Origin of the sequence: Streptomyces sp. SN-593, assembly GCF_016756395.1 — a bacterium.
In the GTDB taxonomy this organism is placed as follows: domain Bacteria; phylum Actinomycetota; class Actinomycetes; order Streptomycetales; family Streptomycetaceae; genus Actinacidiphila; species Actinacidiphila reveromycinica.
This window is the reverse complement of record NZ_AP018365.1, coordinates 3,939,963-3,958,043: the sequence shown is the minus strand read 5'-3', so window position 1 is coordinate 3,958,043 and position 18,081 is coordinate 3,939,963. Positions and strand designations below refer to the sequence as shown.

Genomic DNA, 18,081 nt, shown 5'->3' with positions numbered 1-18,081 from the left:
ATCAGGCCGTCACGCCCGTGAGCAGGCGCGGGGCCGGCCGCGGCGGCAGGCCCGCCCGGGGCCGCCGGGGGCGGTTGCGGCCCGCCCGGGCCCGCCCCGTAACGTGGTGGCGTGTACCGGTTCCTGCTCACCCCGCGATGGCTGGCCGTCAGCCTGCTCGCACTGCTGGCCGTACCGGTCTGCGTGTTCATGGGCAGTTGGCAGCTCAGCCGGTTCGACATGCGGGTCGACCAGCACAAGACCGCCGAGCACGACGAGAAGCGGACCGCCGCCGCGGCGCCGGTGCCCCTGGCGCGGGTGCTGCCGACGACCGGCTCCACCGTCGGCAGCGACGACACCGGCCGGATCGTCAGCGCCACCGGCCGCTACGACGCCGCCCACCAACTCCTCGTCCCGGACCGCCTCCTCGACGGCCGCGACGGCTACTACGTCCTCACCCCGCTGCGCCTGTCCGACGGCGCCGCGCTCCCGGTGGTCCGCGGCTGGCTGCCGGGCAAGGCCGGCACCGCCGCCCGCGCCGGCAGCGTGCCGGCCCCGCCCGCCGGGCAGGTGACGGTCACCGGAGCCGTGCAGTACCCGGAGACCACCGAGACCAGCGGCGTGGACACCAGCGGCGCGCTGCCCACCGACCAGATCGGCATCATCAGCGGCGCATCCCTGGTCAACGTGCTGCCCTACTCCGTCTACAACGGATGGATCACCGCCAACCACCCCGCGAAGCCGCTGGTCGCCGTGCCCCCGGCGGCGGCGCCGAACAGCGGCCTCGACCTCAAGGCGTTCCAGAACCTCGGCTACACCGGGCAGTGGTTCGTCTTCGCGGGCTTCGTCGTCTTCATGTGGTTCCGGTTCGTCCGCCGGGAGGCCGAGGCGCGTGCCGACGCCGCGCTCGGCATCCTTCCGGACCAGCCGGACGGACCGGACGGCCCGGGCGGACCCGGCGGCTCCGGCCGGCCGGGTGGCCCCGCCGCCCCCGCCCCGCACGCCGTGGACGGCGGGCCGGGGGACCCGGGGGAGCGGGAGCCCGGGAAGGCCGCGGGCACCCGGGACGCCGAGCCGGTCGGGTCAGCCGCCCACGTGGCGTAGCGCGAAGGCCAGCTCCAGCCGGACCTGCTTGATCCGCTCCTCGACCACCAGCGAGCCGTGGCCCGCGTCGTACCGGTACACCTCGTGCGGCTTGTCGAGGGCGCGCAGCCGCTCCACGTAGTTGTCGATCTGGCGTATCGGGCAGCGCGGGTCGTTCATGCCCGCGCTGATGTAGACCGGAGCGGCGACCTTCTCGACGTGGCTGATCGGGGAGGACGCCTCGTACCGCTCGGGGACCTCCTGCGGGGAGCCGCCGAACAGGGTGCGGTCCAGGGCCTTGAGCGCCTCCATCTCGTCCGCGTACGCCGTCGCGTAGTCCGCGACGGGGACCGCCGCGATGCCGACCGTCCACGCCTCGGGCTGGGTGCCGAGGCCGAGCAGGGTCAGGTAGCCGCCCCACGAGCCGCCGGTGAGCACCAGCCGGGACGGGTCGGCGAGGCCGGACCCGACCGCCCACTCCCGCACCGCGGCGATGTCCTCCAGCTCGATCAGGCCGACCCGGTGCTTGAGGGCGTCGGTCCACTCCCGGCCGTATCCGGTGGAGCCGCGGTAGTTGACCCGGACGACCGCGAAGCCGTGGTCGAGCCAGGCGGCGGGGCCCGCGGCGAACGAGTCCGAGTCGTGCCAGGTGGGGCCGCCGTGGATCTCGAACACCGTCGGGAACGGGGCCTGCGCCGCGCCCTCCTCGCCCGGCCGCCGTGGCGGCCGCTGCACGAGTGCGTGGATCGGCCCGCCCGGTCCGTCGACCCACACGTCCTCCACGGGCACCGACTCGGGGGCGCGCAGCCCCGGCGCCTCCAGGACGACGCCGCCCGCGGTCGAGCGCACCGCCGGGGGCAACTGGGCCGACGACCACAGGTACTCCACGCTGCCGTCGGGCCGCGCGGTCGCCCCGCTCACCGACCCCGCCGGGGTGTCCAGCCGGGTCAGCGTCCCCTCCGCCAGGTCGTACCGGAACAGCTCGCCGCGGGCGTGGAAGTCGTGCACCACCAGCAGCGCGGAGCCGTCCGGGTACCACTCGGCGTGCACGTCGCCGGGCAGGTCGAAGGCCAGCTCGGTCTGCGTGCCGTCGGCCACGTCCCACAGCATCGGCAGCCAGCGGCCGGTGCGCTGGTGGCCGACCAGGAGCCGGGTGTCGCCCGGCACCGGGGCGAAGCCGAGGCAGTCGAGGCCCAGCTCGCGCCGCCCGCCGTCGGTGTCGTCCAGTTCCGCGACCGCGCCGCCGTCGGCGACGCGCAGCACCCGCAGCGCGCTGTGCATCGCGTCGCCGTGCTCGGTGTGCTCGATCACGACCAGCGTGCCGTCCTCGGACAGGTCGCCGACGCCCGCGGACTCCGGGTGCCGATAGATCTCGTATCCCTCGCCGGACTCGGGCACGACGTGCACGGAGGTGCCCTCGTCGTCGCTGGAGCGGCCTATCACGGCGAGTCCGCCGACGCCCAGCGCGAGGCCCGCGGGGTAGGAGGGGGGAAGGCCGGGCGCGGCCGGTATGTCGTCACCGCCGCCGAACGGCTGCTTCATCCACACGCCGAACTCGTCGCCGTCGGTGTCGGAGAACCACCACACCCAGGCGCCGTCCCTGCTGAGGGTGCCGTCCGTCGTGCCGTTCGGCCGATCGGTGACCTGGCGGCGGCCGCCGGTGGTGCGGTCCCACGCGTACAGCTCGTACGTCCCCGTGACGTTCGACACGAACAGGCTGCGGTCCGGGGCGTCCTCGGCCCACTCCGGCAGCCCCACCCGGGGTGCGCGGAACCGCGTCTCCCACGCCGGCATGGCGCCGGTCTCCGACATGGGCCCGACGGCGGACCCGGTGATCTCGTTCATGACCCCATCATGCTCCGCCGGGCCCGCCTTCGGTGCCGCTCCCCGCACAGCCTGTGGATAACTTCGTGACGCCGCAGGTGGGACGTGTGCCGGCCCGGGCGCCGCCGGCCCCCGATGCCGCGAGCCCCTCAGTCGGACTGCTCCGCCTCGCCCCGCACCACGACGACCGGGCAGGACGCGTGCAGCGTCACGGTGTGGCTGACCGAGCCGAGCAGGGTCGCGCGGAAGGTGCCGTGGCCGCGGACGCCGACCACGATCAGCTCCGCCCCCTCGCCGCGGTCGAGGATGACCTGCGCCGGGTTGCCCATGACGGTCACCGGGTTCACGGTGGCGGCGCGCTCGGGCGGCAGGGCCTTCTCCAGTGCCTCCCCGAGCGCCCGCGCCGCCGATCCGCCCAGGTCGTAGTCCTCCGGGAGGCCGGGCACCGCACCGCCCCAGCCGAACGACGCGGGCATCTCCCACGCCATCACCGCCTCCAGGGACGCCCCGGTCAGCGCGGCCTGGCGGTCGGCCCAGCGCAGCGCGTGCAGGGAGGGGTCGGAGCCGTCGACGCCGACCACGATCCGGCCGTGTTCCGTCGCGGACTCGCTGGTGGGCGCACTGGTGGCCTCGCTCTGCCCGGCGACCGGCTCCGTCATGGCCTGCTCCTCACGCGCTACGTTCCGCGGCCGCGCCGCGAGGTCCGCACCCGGACCGCTGTCCGGCCCCTGCACGCAGCACCCTAGGGGACATCGCGTCGCATTGCCGGACGGAACGGGCGTGGTGTTGGACGTGGTGTCGGACGGGATGGAGCGCGGGGCGGAACGGACCGCCCGGCGCGCTCGGGCGGCTCAGCCGGCGGCCGGACGGGCCGGCAGGCCCGCGCGCAGGTCGAGCAGCGGGCCCAGCTCGCGGGCGACCGCGTGCAGCGGCGCCGACGACTGCTCGGCCCGGGCGATGAGCAGCGCGCCTTCGAGGGCGCTGATCATGAGGGTGGCCAGGGCGGGTGCCTGCACGGCGGGTACGCCGAGGTCGGCGAGGGCGGCGGCGAGCGGCGCGTTCCAGGTGGCGAAGGCGGCGGCCGCGGCCTCGCGGGTGGAGGCGGCGGAGTCCGCGCAGTCGACGGTGGCCGCGGCCACCGGACACCCCGCGCGGAACCCGTCGGCGTCGAACTCCCGCGTCCACTGCCCGACCATCGCGGTGAACAGGGCGCTCGGCGTCGGCTCGGGCATCCCGGCCAGGAAACGGCCGATCCGCCCGGCGGCGTAGCGGCCGGCCCACGCCACGGCCTCGTTGACCAACTGCTCCTTGCCGCCGGGGAAGTAGTGCTGGAGCGAGCCGCGCGGCGCGCCCGCGTGGACGGCGACCTCGCGCATCCCGGTGGCGTTCACGCCGTCGCGGCGGATGAGCTGGGCCGCGCTGAACACCATGCGCTCGCGCGGGCCGTACGCCCGCGTCGGCGCCGGCGTGTTCCCCTCCGGGCGCGTTCCGCTCGGGGTCGGAGCGCCATCGTCCGCCGGTGCCCGGTCAGTTGCCGGGCCGCCGTCCGTTCCCGGTCCGTCCGTCGCTCCCATGGTGTGCCGCCTCCGTCCGCCGCTCCGGGTCCAGCCTATAGACGCCGGTCAGCGCGTCCGCCTCCCACGATGTCCGCACCGGCCGCAGCCGGCGGGCCAGCGCGCCCAACAGCGCCTGCCGCCCCGGGAGTACCGACGCCGACACGAGCCGCGCGCCGCGTGTCCGGGCCCGGTCGAGCAGCACGTCGAGCATGGCCGCGCCGGCGCCCTGCCGCTGCCAGCCGTCGACGACGAGCAGGCCCAACTCGCCGACCGGGCAGGGGTGCCGGCCGTAATCCAGGTCGGTGCCCGGGGTCCGGTGCGGGTCTGCCGCCTCGTCGCCGCGATCGGCCGCGAAGCTGCCGAGGCCCACCGGCGCCGGGCGGCCGCCCTCGAAGGCGGGGGCATCGGGCCCGCCGGGTGGCCGCGGGTACGCGACGACCGCGTCGTGCGACGCGGGGCGGCCGGCGAGCACCGCGTCCAGGTACGGGCGGGGCAACTCCCTCGGCAGCCCGAAGAAGCGCAGCCGGACGGTCTCGGCGGAGCAGCGGTCGAACAGCGCGGCGAGCGCGGGCCCGTCCTCGGGCCGTACGGGTTCGATCCGCCAGCGCGGCGCGGGGCGCGGGTCGTGCGCGCCGACGGGTCCGCCGTCGTATTCGGCGCTGCCGCCGGGGGCCCGTCCGGACGGCGGCGGGCCGGGTGGGAACTGCGGCGTACCCGTTATGACAGTCGTCATGGCCACCAGTATTATGACGGCTGTCATAGATCGCAAGGGATGGCGGACGAGACGGGGTGGACCGTGGTGGACGCAGACCGCACGGGTGGTACGGCGGAGGCCGGCGACCGGGGCGGCGAGACCGTGGTCGGTGCGGGTGCGGGTGCGGGTGCGGGTGCGGGCGCCGGTGCCGGTGCCGGCGCCGACCGGGGCGGGGGCGGTGGCGGCCCCACGGGGTTCGTCGGCCTCGGTGTCATGGGTCGGCCGATGGCTCTCAACCTCGCCCGGGCCGGCGTCCCGCTCGTCGTGTGGAACCGCACCCCGGCCCGCTGCGAGCCGCTGCGCGCGGCCGGGGCGAGCGTCGCCGCGGACCCGGCCGAGGTCTTCGACCGCTGCCGAACGGTGCTGCTGATGCTCGCCGACGGCGCCGCGATCGACGCCGTGCTCGGCCGCGGCACCCCCGGGTTCGCCGCGCGCGTGGCCGGTCGGGTGATCGTCCACATGGGCACGACGTCGCCGGAGTACTCGCGGGAGCTGGCGGCCGACATCCGCGCGGCGGGCGGCGGTTACGCGGAGGCGCCGGTGTCCGGGTCCCGGGTGCCCGCGGAGCAGGGGCGGTTGGTGGCGATGCTGGCCGGCGACGAGGGGGCCGTGGCAGCCGTACGGCCGTTGCTCGCGCCGATGTGCCACGAGGTGTTCGTGTGCGGCGCCGTGCCCGAGGCGCTGCTGACGAAGCTCGCGGTCAACATCTTCCTGATCACCACCGTCACCGGCCTGGTGGAGGCGTTCCACTTCGCCGAGCGGCACGGGCTCGACCTCGATCGCTTCCTCGCCGTGGTCGATGCCGGACCGATGGCGAGCGGGGTGTCCCGGATGAAGGCTCCGAAACTCAAGGACCACGACTTCGCCGTCCAGGCGGGGGTGTGGGACGTGCTGAAGAACAACGAGCTGATCGCGTCCGCCGCCAGACGGGCCGCAGTCGCCTCGCCGCTGCTCGACGTCTGCCACGCCCTCTTCGCCCAGACCGCCCGACTCGGCCACGGCGGCGAGGACATGGTGGCGGTGCTGCGCGCCGTCGAGGCCCGGACGCGGGCGGAGGGAGAGGCCCGGGGCGAGCCGCGGGACGAGCCGCGCGACCCCGCCCCGACCGGGGCGCGGGGCGAGGAACCGGCGGAGTCGCGGGCCGCGACCGGGACCGTCGCCTCCTGACCGCGGCGCGCCCCACCGGCCGTTCCCGGCCGCGGCCCCGCCGGCTCGCGGCTGCCGGGGCTCGCGGCGGCGGATATCCTCCCGGCCGCCGTCCCGCCGTCCCGCCGTCCCGCCGTCCCGCCGTCCCGCCGTCCCGCGCTCATCGGCCGGGGTCGCGCTCGGGGCCACCCGGAAAACCGTTTCCGGCCACCGTCGCCCACCGCCTAACGTGCCGCCCCATGGACGACGACCGGAACACGCCACCGCGCCTGGACAGGCTCACCTTCCACGGCCCGCTCTCCGAGGCCCGGGCGGCGCGCATGATCGACCGGTTGGCCGGCACCGCGCCGCCGCGGACCGTGCTCGACATCGGCTGCGGCTGGGGCGCGTTCATGCTCCGCCTCCTCGAAGCCGTGCCCGGCGCGACCGGCGTCGGCGTCGACCTGAACGCGGAGGACACCGCCCGGGGGCGTGCCGAGGCCGAACGGCGGGGGCTGGCCGACCGCGTGGCCTTCGTCGAGGAGTCCGGCGTCGGCACCACCCGCGGCCCCGCCGACCTGGTGGTGTGCCTGAGCGCCGGCCACGCGCTCACCGACCAGAGCCCGCCCGACCACATCCGCGCGGCGCTCGAGGCCCTGCGCGGTCTCGTGACACCGCACGGACGCGTGCTGTTCGGCGAGGGCTTCTGGGAGCAGCCCCCGCCGCCCGAGCGCCTGGCCGCGATGTGGCCCGGAGCCTTCGCCGGCGAACTCCCGGACCTCGCCGGACTGGTGGACCTGGCGGTGGCCGCCGGCTTCCGCCCGTCCTGGATCGAGACCGCGTCCTGCGACGAGTGGCACGACTTCGAGTCCGGCTACCAGTCCGGCGCCGAGGACTGGCTCGCCGCGCACCCCGGCCATCCGCTCGCCGCGGAGACCCGGACCCGCCTCGACACCCACCGCGCCAACTGGCTGCGCGGGTACCGCGGTTACCTCGGCATCGCCTACCTCACCCTCACGCCGGCCCACTGAGCCCGCGGCGAGGCGGCCTTCCCGAGCGCCCCGCCCCGCCCCGCAGTTCGCCTCGCCCCGGAGCCCGCCCCTCCGCAGAGCCCGCCCCTCCGCGGAGCCCGCCCCTCAGGGCCCCCGCCCGTCCACCGCCGAAAACCCGTACGACGACCAGGCGCCGTGCCGGGAGGATGAGGACATGCCCACCGCACCCCGGCACGTACGCGCCGCCGTCGACGAACTGCTCGCCTCCCTCGAACCGTTGCCGTACCGCGAGCGGATGCGGGCGCTGGCCGCTTGGGCGCGCGGACGGGCGCAGGGCGACCCGGCCACGGCACCCGGTCTGGGCGCCCTGCTCCGCGAGTTGGACGGGCGCGGGAGCCACGGCCGCCGGCTCGCGGGGGTCGCGGCCGTGGTCGGGCGCGACCTCGCCTTCCTGGAGGGACGCCTCCTCGACCCGGACCCCGCGGTGCGGCGCCACGCGCTGAAGGCGGCGGCCCGGCTGCCGTTGGACGACGACGCGCTGGAACGCGCGCTGCACGACGCCCCGGAGAACGCACGCCGGCAGCTCGTCCACGCGGTGGTGGCGAGCGGGCGGACCGCGCTCGCCGAGCGGCTGCTGCCGGTGCTGCGGGAGGAGTGGGACGACGAGGAGGCCGCGCGGTTGCTGCCCGCCTGCGGCGGCGCGACCGTGGCGCGGATGCTGCCCGAGCTGTTCCGCGCGGTGGCGAACTGGCGTGCGCTCGGCCGCAGTCACCCGGACGAGGTGCTGGCCGAGGTCGCCCGCCAACTCGCGGCGCTGCCGCGGCCGTCCCGCGCCGCCTGGTGGGCCCGCAACGCGGACGTCTTCCCGGCGGTCGCCGAGGCCCGTCCGCTGCGGGTCCTCGACCTGCTGGACGCGCACTGCCCGCCCCAACTGCCTCTGCCGGTACGGAACACCGTCGGCCTGCTGGCCAGGTCCGCACCGGGTCGTACGATCCGGCTGATCACCGCGTCCGGGCGCGGCGCGCCTCCCGCCCCGGGGCTGCTCTCCCGCACGGCCCTGGCGCGCGTCGCCCGCCACGCGCCGCCCGAACTCGCCGACCTCGGCCGGGCATGGAGCCACAGCCAGGGCGCCCTCGCCGACCTGCTGCGCGCCCTGCCGCCGTCGCGCCGCGAAGCCTGCTACGACGCCGCGACGGCCGGCCGGGACATGTCCCGCGCCGAACTGTCCGACGCCCTGCTCGACGTGCTGCCGCGCTCCCGGGCCCGGACCGAGGCCCGGCGCATGGCGCAGCAGTTGGAACGCGGCGGCGCGGCCTGGAACGTGGTGCTGTCCGCCGTGGCCCACCTGCCGGTCGCCGAGGCCCGCCCCCGGCTGCTGGCCGCCGTCCGCCGGCCCGCGGCCGAGGACCGCGCACAGGCGTACCCGATGCTCGTGGCCAATGCCGCTCGCTCGCACCGGCCGGCGGCGGTCGCGGAACTCATCGACGAACTGGGGCGGTTGCGCAACGAGCAGGAGCCGGTGCGCACCCCCGCGCTCGCCGCGCTCGCGCAGGTCCCGCCGTGGCTGTTCGCCGGGGCGGACGCCGCCGCGCTCGACCGGATCGCCACCGACGCGGTGGAGGCCCGCGACAGTTCGTACGGCACCCGCCACGCGCTGTCCCGACTCGCCGTCGCGCTGCTGCGGGAGCACGCGGTCGGCGGCGGGGAACCGCTGGTGGCCTTCGCGTTGAGGACGCTCGGACGGTTGTCGGGCGGCACCGGGGGCGCGGACCTGGGCCGGCTGGACACGGTGCTGCGGCGGGGACAGGAGGCCGAGGTCCTCAAGGTGCTGCGGCCCTGGCTGGAGTCCGGCGCCGACCGGGCCGACCACTCGCTGACCCTCGTGCTGGCCCACGCGCTGGGCCGCCGGGCGCGCGGGCTGCCGGAACTGCAGGAACTGCTGTGGCGGGCCGTGCGGTTCGGGAACGACGTGACGGTGCGCGGCGCCGTGGCCCTCTGGCTGGACGACCCGGGGACCCGGGACGAGCGGGCCGTCCGGGTGCTGGAGGTCGAACCGTCCGCCGCCGTCCTCGACCCGGTGCTGCGCGTCCTCACCCGCCGGCGCACCGACCTGCTCGACATGCTGCTCTCGGACCGGCCGCCCTACGGCCGCTTCCTGACCTCCGGCACCCGCTGGCTGCCGCCCACCGACGCCGCGGACCGGTGGCTTCCGCGACAACAGGCCGACGCGGCACGGCTGCTGCGGCGCGCGGCCGGCGACGCGTCCCTGCCCCGCCACCGGCGGGCCCACCACATCCGCGCGGCGGCCGCCCTCCCGGACGCCGGTCTCGACCTCGTCCGACGGCACCTCGACGCGACCGACACGGTTCTCGCCGAGGCCGCGCTCGGAGCCCTCGCCTGGACCGACCGGCCCGCCGAGGCGCTTCCGATCCTGCTCGCGCACGCCGCCGACGACCGTGCCCGGGGCGCGCTGTACGCCGCGGGACGCGTCGCGCGGTTCGTGCCGCCGTCCCGGCTGGAGGCCCTGCTGCGGGCCGCGCTGCTCCCGGCGGCCGACGGCACGCCCCCGCCCGCGGCCAAGGTCACCAGCCGCAAGGAGATGGTCCGGCTGGCCGCGACCCGGCTGCCCGTCGGGACCGCGGCCGCGATCGTCGCCGCCGCGTACCGCCTGGACGGGCAGCATCCGGACGTGCGGGCGGCCTGCGTGCCGTTGGCGGCCGGGCGGCTGCTGCGCGCCCCGGCCGCCTGGGACCTGCTCGAACAGGCCGCGGGCGGGACACCGGCCACCGCAGCCGCCGTCCTGCGGACCATGCCCTTCGAGCTCGCCGAGCCCGAACGCGCCCGCTACGCGCGGTTGGTGGCGCGGGTACGGGACAGCGCCGACCCGGAGACCGCCGACGCGGCCACCGCGCGGCTCGGCGCCTGGGCACCCTGGTACCCCGGGGCCGCGGAGATCCTGGTCGCCGCGGCGGTCGACCCGGACAACCGGACGTCCTGGCGGGCGGCCGCCGACGGGCTGGTGACGCTCGCCTCCGCCGCCGACGGCGCCCGCCCGCTCCTCGAAGCCCTCTCCCGCCTCATGGCCGACGACGCGCGGGCGGCCGCGCCCGACCTCGACGCGGGAGGCGAGCGGGACCGCCCCGCCCGGCAACGGATCGGGCACGTCGTCAGCCGGCTGTCGGGCACCGTCGCCGTTGTCGGCGGCCGGGCGCGGCGGGCCGCCGTCCGCGCCGCGGGCGAACTCCTGGCGGCGGAAGGCGACTTCGTGCCGCACGGCACCCGGCTCCTGGCGACCGCGCTCGACCTGGACGCCGACCTGAACGCCGACCCGGACGCCGACCCGGGCGCCGATTCGGCAGCCGGACGGTGCTCCGGGCCGGCCGACGCCCTGGAACGCCTCGCGGCGCTGCACACCGACCGTCCTGCGCTCGCCGTCCGTACCGCGGAGGTGCTGTACGCACGGCTCACCAGCGCGCGCCGTCCCGGGGACCCGCTCGTCCTGCTGGCCGCGGTCGACCGGCTCGGCGCGGCCGGCACCAGGGCCGGCACCGGCCCCGCGGCCGGCACCGGTGCCGCGGCGGGTCATCTCGCGGTGGCCCTCACCAGGGCACTGGGCGCCCGTACCGGCTGGGGCGACGACTGGCGGGCCCGTCTGCGCGCGCTGCGCCGCCACCCCGATCCCGACGTGCGCGACGCGGCCCTGGCGGTGGCGACCGCGGCGGAGTAACCCGAACGGATTCGTCGCCGCGTCGGCAACCCCCACGGCCCGGGTGCGCGGGGTGTGCCGGGGAGACCGCGGGAGGACGGGTCCGGCGCCGCGCCCGTCGGCGCCGGGAACGGACCCCGGACGCCCGCAGGGGCCCGCCGCGGGCTCGGTGGCGGGCGCGTTGCGGGCGCCTGCGGCCAACGGCACGTCGCGCAGGGGACGTTCAGGGAGCGCCGAGCCGCGCCCGGCCCCACCCCGCCCGGCACGGGCACGCGCGGCGGGACGTCCACTCCCATCCTGCACCGGGCCCCCGTAAATGCCCGGCACGGGCACGCGCGGCGGGACGGCGCGTCGCCGCAACTCCCGCCCCCCCGCGGTCCCTTCCGCCCCACCCGCAACCGGCCCGCCCGGCCACGTGCCAAGGCGTGGGAAGCACACATCTCCCCCACATTCTCCACGGAATCACCACGACCTGTGAAGCGCCAGGCCAGCCCGCTCCGGACGCCCTTGCACGACTGCCCTCCGCGCTCCACCCACTTCAAGAACTGTTGACACTCCCGAACCGGAAGCGCAACATGCCGTGACGCGGGAGAGCGCTCTCCGAACCTCCCGCGGCCTGGCGGCAGGCCCCCGCGCGCACCGGGAAGCGGAACGGCCGCCGCCTGACATCCGCCGGAGCCAGGAGAACGAGGAGGTCTCCGTGGCACGCAGGTCGAAGACACTTCCGGGGCTGCTCACAGCCCTCGCGATGACCGCGGTCGGCGGTGCGGTGGTACTCACCGGAAACGCTTCCGCCGCCCCGTCGTCGCACACCGCACCCGCCGCCTCCACGCACCAGGGCGGCCAGGCGATGCCGATGGACATGCCGGTGTCCACGAAGACGTCGGGCGACGACCCCGACGGGGACGGCTACGTCATGGCCGATCCGCCGGTCACCGGCGTGACACCGTCGACGTACGACCCGCCGCACGCGTACTTCCACGAGTTCCAGGCGAAGTGCGCGCCGTCCCACACCCTGCCGGACGACCCGATCGTCTTCCCCGGGCAGCCGGGCAAGTCGCACGACCACACGTTCATGGGCAACGTCGGCACCGACGGCAACTCGACCACCGCCTCGCTGGAGGCGGCGAGCGGGACGACGTGCAACGCGCCCGGCGACAAGTCGGCCTACTGGATGCCGAGCCTGTTCGACGGCACCCGGAAGGTCCTGCCCGTCGGCCCGCAGACGATCTACTACAAGTCGGCCGTCAACGACTACACCAGCGTCCGGCCGTTCCCCAAGGGGCTGCGGTTCGTGGTCGGCAACCCGATGCAGACCGAGGACCAGTTCAGGAACCTCAAGGGCACGGTGGAGGGTTGGGAGTGCGGGAACAGCTACGGCAACTTCGACATCCCGGTCTCCTGTCCCGACACCCCTGACGTGCAGCTCAACATCCGCCTCCAGGCGCCGAGCTGCTGGGACGGCGTCCACCTGGACACCCCGGACCACCAGAGCCACATGGCGTACCCGGTCGCGTCGGGCGCCAACGAGAACGTCTGCCCGGCCGACCACCCGGTCGCGCTGCCGATGATCGAGTTCAAGATGGCGTTCCCGGTCAACGGGGACATGTCGCAGGTCCACCTGTCCAGCGGGGCCGGCTTCTCGTTCCACTACGACTTCTTCGCCGACTGGGACGACGCGACGCTGTCCGCGATGGTGGCCCACTGCATCAACGGCGGCCTGCAGTGCGACGACCACGGCTACGACCAGAGCCAGCCCGGGAAGGGCGCCGTGCTTGACGACGACTACGAGCTGATCCCGTAACCCGTCCGCGGGCCTCTCCCGGCGGGCCGCCCCGCGCCCCGCTGGGAGAGCGCTCTCCCAGTTCTCCGCCCGACACCTCCCCCCTCGACACCGCAGGTGAGACATGCGAACCCCCCCACGCCGCGCGCACCGCACCCCGACGTCCCCGGCTCCGCCGTCCTCCTCACCTCCCCGGGTGCCGGACGAGCCGTCCTCCGACGGCCGCGACCCCGGGACCGCGCCCACCCGCACCGCGCCCACCCGTGGTGCCCGTACCGCTCGCACTGCCCGCACTGCCCGCACCGCTCGCACCAAGGAGGAAGACATGCAGCGACCCTTCCGGAAGGGGCGGGCGCGCCGCGTCCTCGCCCCGCTCGCGGCGACCGCGCTCGCCGTCGCCGGGCTCGCCGCGATCCAGGCGCCGGCCGCGCACGCGGCGGGGAGCGTGGTGAAGGTGACCGGCGCGCAGGGCGACTGGCAGCTCACCGTGGACGGAGCGCCGTACGAGGTGAAGGGCCTGACCTGGGGGCCGGCGGCGACCGACGCGGCGAAGGACCTGCCCGACCTCAAGAGGATGGGTGTCAACACGGTCCGCACCTGGGGCACCGACGCGACCAGCGCGCCGCTCCTCGACGCCGCCGCGGCCAACGGCATCAAGGTGATCGCCGGGTTCTGGCTCCAGCCCGGCGGCGGCCCCGGCTCCGGCGGCTGCGTCAACTACCTGACCGACGACACCTACAAGAACGACATGCTCGCCGAGTTCCCCAAGTGGGTGGACACCTACAAGGACAACCCGGGCGTGCTCATGTGGGACGTCGGCAACGAGTCGGTGCTGGGCCTCCAGAACTGCTACAGCGGCGACGCGTTGGAGCAGCAGCGCGACGCGTACGTCAGCTTCGTCGACCAGATCGCGCAGAAGATCCACGCCGTCGATCCGAACCACCCGGTGACCTCCACCGACGCGTGGACCGGCGCCTGGCCGTACTTCAAGAAGTACGCGCCGCACCTCGACCTGTACGCCGTCAACTCGTACAAGGACGTGTGCAACGTCAAGTCCGCCTGGCAGGCCGGGGGCTACGACAAGCCGTACATCGTCACCGAGGGTGGTCCGGCCGGCTCCTGGGAGGTGCCGAACGACGCCAACGGGGTGCCCGACGAGCCGACCGACCAGCAGAAGGCCGACGGCTACACCACCGCCTGGAACTGCGTCACCGCCCACCCGGGTGTCGCGCTCGGCGCCACCCTCTTCCACTACGGCAACGAGGACGACTTCGGCGGCATCTGGTTCAACCTGGTGCCCGACGGCCTCAAGCGCCCGTCGTACTACGCGGTGAAGCGGGCGTACGGCGGCGACACCTCGGGCGACGACCAGGCACCGCTGGTCTCCGACATGACCGTCGGCAACGCCACCTCCGGCGTGCCGGCCGGCGGCGACGTGACGATCACCACGGACACCACGGACCCCGAGCACGAGTCGATCGGCTACCAGGTGCTCTTCAGCAGCATCTCCATCGACGGCAACGGCGCGCTGGTGCCGGCCGCCTCCACCGTGAGCGGCAACACCCTCACCACCAAGGCCCCCGACCGGCCGGGTGTGTGGAAGGTCTACGTCAAGGCCACCGACGGCCACGGCAACGTGAGTTACGGCTCCAGGTCGCTGAAGGTGGTCCCTCCGAAGGAGAACGGCACGAACGTGGCGCTCGGCAGGCCCGCGACGGCGTCGTCGTACCAGACCGACCCGACCGGCGGCTGCCCCTGCACCGCGGCCGACGCGGTCGACGGCAACACCGGCACCCGCTGGTCCAGCGACTGGAGCGACCCGCAGTGGCTCCAGGTCGACCTGGGCCGGAGCACCACGTTCAGCCACGTGCAGCTCTACTGGGAGGCCGCGTACGCGAAGGCGTACTCCGTCCAGACCTCGCAGGACGGCACCAACTGGACGACGGTGAGGTCGGTCACGGACGGGGACGGCAACATCGACGACCTCGACGTGAACGGCACCGGCCGCTACGTCCGGGTCCTGGGCACCCAGCGCGGCACCGGGTACGGCTACTCGCTCTACGAGTTCGGGATCTACACCTGAGCCGACCGGGCGACGAGCGGCTCCGCGGGCGCCCGCCCGCGGGGCCGTTGCGCGGTGGGCCGGCCACCGGCGGCCCGGCTGATCTACAGTGCTTCGGTCAGTACCTGTCACCCGGTGATCTGCGAAGGACCAACGGACAATGCCGACCGAGACGTTCGAGTTCCAGGTGGAAGCGCGCCAGCTCCTCCAGTTGATGATCCACTCGATCTACTCCAACAAGGACGTGTTCCTGCGGGAACTCGTCTCCAACGCCTCCGACGCACTCGACAAGCTGCGGCTCGAAGCACTCCGCGACGACTCCCTCGGCGCGGACGTCTCCGACCTCCACATCGAGTTGGAGACGGACCCGCAGGCGCGCACGCTGACCGTGCGCGACAACGGCATCGGCATGTCGCGGGAGGAGGTGGTGCAGCTCATCGGCACCATCGCCAACTCGGGCACCGCGAAGTTCCTGCGGGAGCTGAAGGAGGCCGAGGGCTCCGCGGCGGCGGAGGGCCTGATCGGCCAGTTCGGTGTCGGCTTCTACTCCAGCTTCATGGTGGCCGACGAGGTGACGCTGCTGACCCGGCGGGCGGGTGAGAGCGAGGGCACCCGCTGGACCTCCGACGGCGAGGGCACGTACACCGTCGAGACCGTCGAGGACGCGCCGCAGGGCACGTCGATCCTGCTGCGGCTCAAGCCGGAGGACTCCGAGGACCAGCTCCACGACTACACGTCCTCGTGGAAGATCCGCGACATCGTCAAGCGGTACTCGGACTTCATCACGTGGCCGATCAGGATGGCCGCGCAGCCCGCGCCGGGCGCGGCGGCGGACGGGGGCGACACCGACGCCGACGCCGAGGCTCCCGAGGACGGGAAGTCCGGGGCCGAGCCCGAGGTGCTCAACTCGATGAAGGCGCTGTGGGCCCGCTCGCGCGACGAGGTGAGCGACGACGAGTACCACGAGCTGTACAAGCACATCAGCCACGACTGGGTCGACCCGCTGGAGGTCATCCGCCTCCAGGCGGAGGGCACCTTCGAGTACCAGGCGCTGCTGTTCATCCCGTCGCACGCGCCGCAGGACCTCTTCATGCAGGGCTACCAGCGCGGCGTGCAGCTCTACGTCAAGCGCGTGTTCATCATGGACGACTGCGAAGCGCTGATGCCGTCCTACCTGCGGTTCGTCAAGGGCGTCGTGGACGCGCAGGACCTGTCGCTCAACGTCTCGCGCGAGATCCTCCAGCAGGACCGCCAGATCCAGTTGATGCACCGCCGCCTGGCCAAGAAGGTGCTGTCGACGGTGAAGGACCTGATGTCCTCCGCGCCCGACCGGTACGCCACCTTGTGGCGGGAGTTCGGCCGCGTGCTGAAGGAGGGGCTGCTCGACGACGCCGACAACCGCGAGGCGATCCTCGGCGTGTCCTCCTTCGCCACGACCCACGACAAGGACGCCCCGACCACCCTGGCGCAGTACGTGGAGCGCATGAAGGACGGCCAGGAGCACATCTTCTACCTCACCGGCGAGTCCCGGCAGTCCATCGAGAACTCGCCCCACATGGAGGCGTTCCAGGCCAAGGGCATCGAGGTGCTGCTGCTCACCGACCCGGTCGACGAGGTGTGGGTGGACGCGGTGCCCGAGTTCGACGGGCGGAAGTTCCGCTCGGTCGCCAAGGGCGAGGTGGACCTCGGCACCGAGGAGGAGAAGGCGGAGGCCGGCTCCGAACGCGAGAAGCAGCAGGAGGAGTTCGCCGGCCTGCTCACCTGGATGACGGCCGAGCTGGGCGACAGCGTCAAGGAGGTGCGGCTGTCCTCCCGCCTCACCGTCTCGCCGGCCTGCATCGTCTCCGACACCAACGACATGACGCCGGCGCTGGAGAACATCTACCGCGCCATGGGGCAGGAACTGCCCCCGGTGAAGCGGATCCTCGAACTCAACCCCAAGCACGCCCTGGTGACCGGCCTCAACCGGGCGCACGGCGAGCGCGAGGACGACCCGGCGCTCAAGGAGACGGCCGAACTCGTGCACTCCATGGCGCTGCTGGCCGAGGGCGGCGAACTGGCCGACCCGGCCCGCTTCGTCAAGCTGATGGCCGACCGCCTGGAGCGCACCCTCTGACCTGCCGCGCGCGGCGCCGCCTTCCCGGGATCACGCGTCCCAGGCGGCGCCCAGCGCGAGCAGGCGCTCCCGGTACTCGATGACCTCGACCCACCGGTCCGGCCACGCCGCGATGCCGTGGCGCGCGCCGGCCAACGCCCCGGCGACGGCGGCGACCGAGTCGGAGTCCCCCGAGGAGAACGCCGCCCGGCGCACCACCGCCACGGGGTCGTCGGGCAGCAGGAGGAAGCAGTGCAGCGCGGTGGCCAGCGTCTCCTCCGCCACCCATCCGGCCCCGGTGGCCGCGCAGGGATCGGCCTCCGGGTCGGGGCGGCGGAGCGCCGCCTCCAGCCGGTCCAGCGCGGCCAGGCACTCGTCCCAGCCCCGGGTGGCGAACGACGCGCGGTCCGGGTCCTGCGCGTGGTCGGCCAGGTCGCCCAGCCAGTCGGCCGGGTACCGGCCCCGCGCCGCCCGGGCGTACGCGCGCAACTCCGCCGGCAGCGCGTCCGGCCGCAGGCCGGCGGCGAGCAGCCACACGGCGTGCGCGGTCAGGTCGCTCGCGGCCAGCGCGGTCGGATGGCCGTGCGTGAGGGCCGCCTGCAACTGGGCCGCACCGGCGCGCTGTGCGGGATCGAGCCCCGGTACCAGGCCGAGCGGGGCGACCCTCATGTTCGCCCCGCACCCCTTCGAGCCGACCTCGCTCGCCTCCTGCCACCTGCCGCCCCGGCCCAGTGCCTCGCACGCGCTCAGGCACGTCCTGCCCGGTGCGCGGTCGTTCTCGGGCGAGTGGCACCACTCGACGAAGCGCGCGCGGACCGGGCCCTCCAACCGCGTGGCCGTCAACGGCCCTTCGGCCAGCGCCTCCACCAGCCCCTCACCCAGCGCGAGCGTCATCTGCGTGTCGTCCGTGACGTACGCCCGTCCTGAGGCGACCGGCAGCGGCATCTCCCGCCACGGGCCGCACTTCGCCCCGATCTGCTCCATGGTGTTGAACTCGGTCGGGAACCCCATCGCGTCCCCGATCGCCAGCCCCACCAACGCCCCCGTCGCCGCCCGCACCGTACGTCCCCCTCGTCGTCGCCGGCTCCCAGGTCTACCGCACGTGCCGGTCCCGTGGGGCGG

Annotated in this window: 12 protein-coding genes; 7 read left to right on the top strand and 5 right to left on the bottom strand. The window is 75.0% G+C overall.

The window, feature by feature from the left end; all coding sequences use genetic code 11:
* The first annotated feature begins 111 nt into the window (after positions 1 to 111).
* Positions 112 to 1,083, top strand: a complete 972-nt coding sequence (locus RVR_RS16560; protein ID WP_202234596.1) for an SURF1 family protein — start codon at positions 112 to 114, stop codon at positions 1,081 to 1,083.
* Here RVR_RS16560 and RVR_RS16555 read toward each other — a convergent pair.
* The 4 genes from RVR_RS16555 to RVR_RS16540 all read right to left on the bottom strand — a co-directional run bounded on the left by RVR_RS16555 (position 1,063) and on the right by RVR_RS16540 (position 5,175).
* On the bottom strand, positions 1,063 to 2,907 hold the full coding sequence (locus tag RVR_RS16555) for a S9 family peptidase (RefSeq protein ID WP_430393139.1): 1,845 nt from the start codon (positions 2,905 to 2,907) through the stop codon (positions 1,063 to 1,065). The two genes, RVR_RS16560 and RVR_RS16555, sit on opposite strands and share 21 nt — an antisense overlap.
* A gap of 128 nt (positions 2,908 to 3,035) precedes the next feature.
* Complete coding sequence (locus tag RVR_RS16550) at positions 3,036 to 3,545, bottom strand: universal stress protein (protein ID WP_202234595.1); 510 nt, start codon at positions 3,543 to 3,545, stop codon at positions 3,036 to 3,038.
* A 192-nt stretch (positions 3,546 to 3,737) separates the two neighbouring features.
* Positions 3,738 to 4,316 carry a TetR/AcrR family transcriptional regulator gene (locus RVR_RS16545; protein WP_202234594.1) on the bottom strand — a complete coding sequence of 193 codons (579 nt, stop codon included), beginning with the start codon at positions 4,314 to 4,316 and terminating at the stop codon, positions 3,738 to 3,740.
* 97 nt (positions 4,317 to 4,413) lie between these two features.
* Positions 4,414 to 5,175: a GNAT family N-acetyltransferase gene (locus RVR_RS16540; RefSeq protein ID WP_202234593.1), complete on the bottom strand. Its 762-nt coding sequence runs from the start codon at positions 5,173 to 5,175 to the stop codon at positions 4,414 to 4,416.
* Between the two features lie 234 nt (positions 5,176 to 5,409).
* Between RVR_RS16540 and RVR_RS16535 the strand changes: the two genes are divergently transcribed.
* The 6 genes from RVR_RS16535 to htpG all read left to right on the top strand — a co-directional run bounded on the left by RVR_RS16535 (position 5,410) and on the right by htpG (position 16,980).
* A complete protein-coding gene (locus tag RVR_RS16535) occupies positions 5,410 to 6,363 on the top strand; it encodes an NAD(P)-dependent oxidoreductase (protein ID WP_237405324.1) in 954 nt (317 codons plus the stop codon).
* A gap of 218 nt (positions 6,364 to 6,581) precedes the next feature.
* Positions 6,582 to 7,352, top strand: coding sequence for an SAM-dependent methyltransferase (locus RVR_RS16530; RefSeq protein ID WP_202234591.1), 771 nt, complete (start codon positions 6,582 to 6,584; stop codon positions 7,350 to 7,352).
* Positions 7,353 to 7,527: 175 nt separating this feature from the next.
* Positions 7,528 to 11,040, top strand: coding sequence for a hypothetical protein (locus RVR_RS16525; RefSeq protein ID WP_202234590.1), 3,513 nt, complete (start codon positions 7,528 to 7,530; stop codon positions 11,038 to 11,040).
* A gap of 679 nt (positions 11,041 to 11,719) precedes the next feature.
* Positions 11,720 to 12,823: a DUF1996 domain-containing protein gene (locus RVR_RS16520; protein WP_237404788.1), complete on the top strand. Its 1,104-nt coding sequence runs from the start codon at positions 11,720 to 11,722 to the stop codon at positions 12,821 to 12,823.
* A gap of 304 nt (positions 12,824 to 13,127) precedes the next feature.
* On the top strand, positions 13,128 to 14,885 hold the full coding sequence (locus tag RVR_RS16515) for a discoidin domain-containing protein (RefSeq protein WP_202234589.1): 1,758 nt from the start codon (positions 13,128 to 13,130) through the stop codon (positions 14,883 to 14,885).
* A 139-nt stretch (positions 14,886 to 15,024) separates the two neighbouring features.
* On the top strand, positions 15,025 to 16,980 hold the full coding sequence (htpG, locus tag RVR_RS16510) for a molecular chaperone HtpG (protein WP_202234588.1): 1,956 nt from the start codon (positions 15,025 to 15,027) through the stop codon (positions 16,978 to 16,980).
* Between the two features lie 30 nt (positions 16,981 to 17,010).
* Here the strand turns inward: htpG and RVR_RS16505 are convergent, their stop codons facing one another.
* Positions 17,011 to 18,018, bottom strand: coding sequence for an ADP-ribosylglycohydrolase family protein (locus tag RVR_RS16505; RefSeq protein WP_202234587.1), 1,008 nt, complete (start codon positions 18,016 to 18,018; stop codon positions 17,011 to 17,013).
* Between the last annotated feature and the right edge of the window lie 63 nt (positions 18,019 to 18,081).

Coding starts and splice junctions, on each gene's coding strand:
- RVR_RS16555 (WP_430393139.1), bottom strand. CDS start 2,907: ATGAACGAGATCACCGGGTCCGCCGTCGGGCCCATGTCGGAGACCGGC.
- RVR_RS16550 (WP_202234595.1), bottom strand. CDS start 3,545: ATGACGGAGCCGGTCGCCGGGCAGAGCGAGGCCACCAGTGCGCCCACC.
- RVR_RS16545 (WP_202234594.1), bottom strand. CDS start 4,316: ATGGTGTTCAGCGCGGCCCAGCTCATCCGCCGCGACGGCGTGAACGCC.
- RVR_RS16540 (WP_202234593.1), bottom strand. CDS start 5,175: ATGACGACTGTCATAACGGGTACGCCGCAGTTCCCACCCGGCCCGCCG.
- RVR_RS16535 (WP_237405324.1), top strand. CDS start 5,410: ATGGGTCGGCCGATGGCTCTCAACCTCGCCCGGGCCGGCGTCCCGCTC.
- RVR_RS16530 (WP_202234591.1), top strand. CDS start 6,582: ATGGACGACGACCGGAACACGCCACCGCGCCTGGACAGGCTCACCTTC.
- RVR_RS16525 (WP_202234590.1), top strand. CDS start 7,528: ATGCCCACCGCACCCCGGCACGTACGCGCCGCCGTCGACGAACTGCTC.
- RVR_RS16515 (WP_202234589.1), top strand. CDS start 13,128: ATGCAGCGACCCTTCCGGAAGGGGCGGGCGCGCCGCGTCCTCGCCCCG.
- htpG (WP_202234588.1), top strand. CDS start 15,025: ATGCCGACCGAGACGTTCGAGTTCCAGGTGGAAGCGCGCCAGCTCCTC.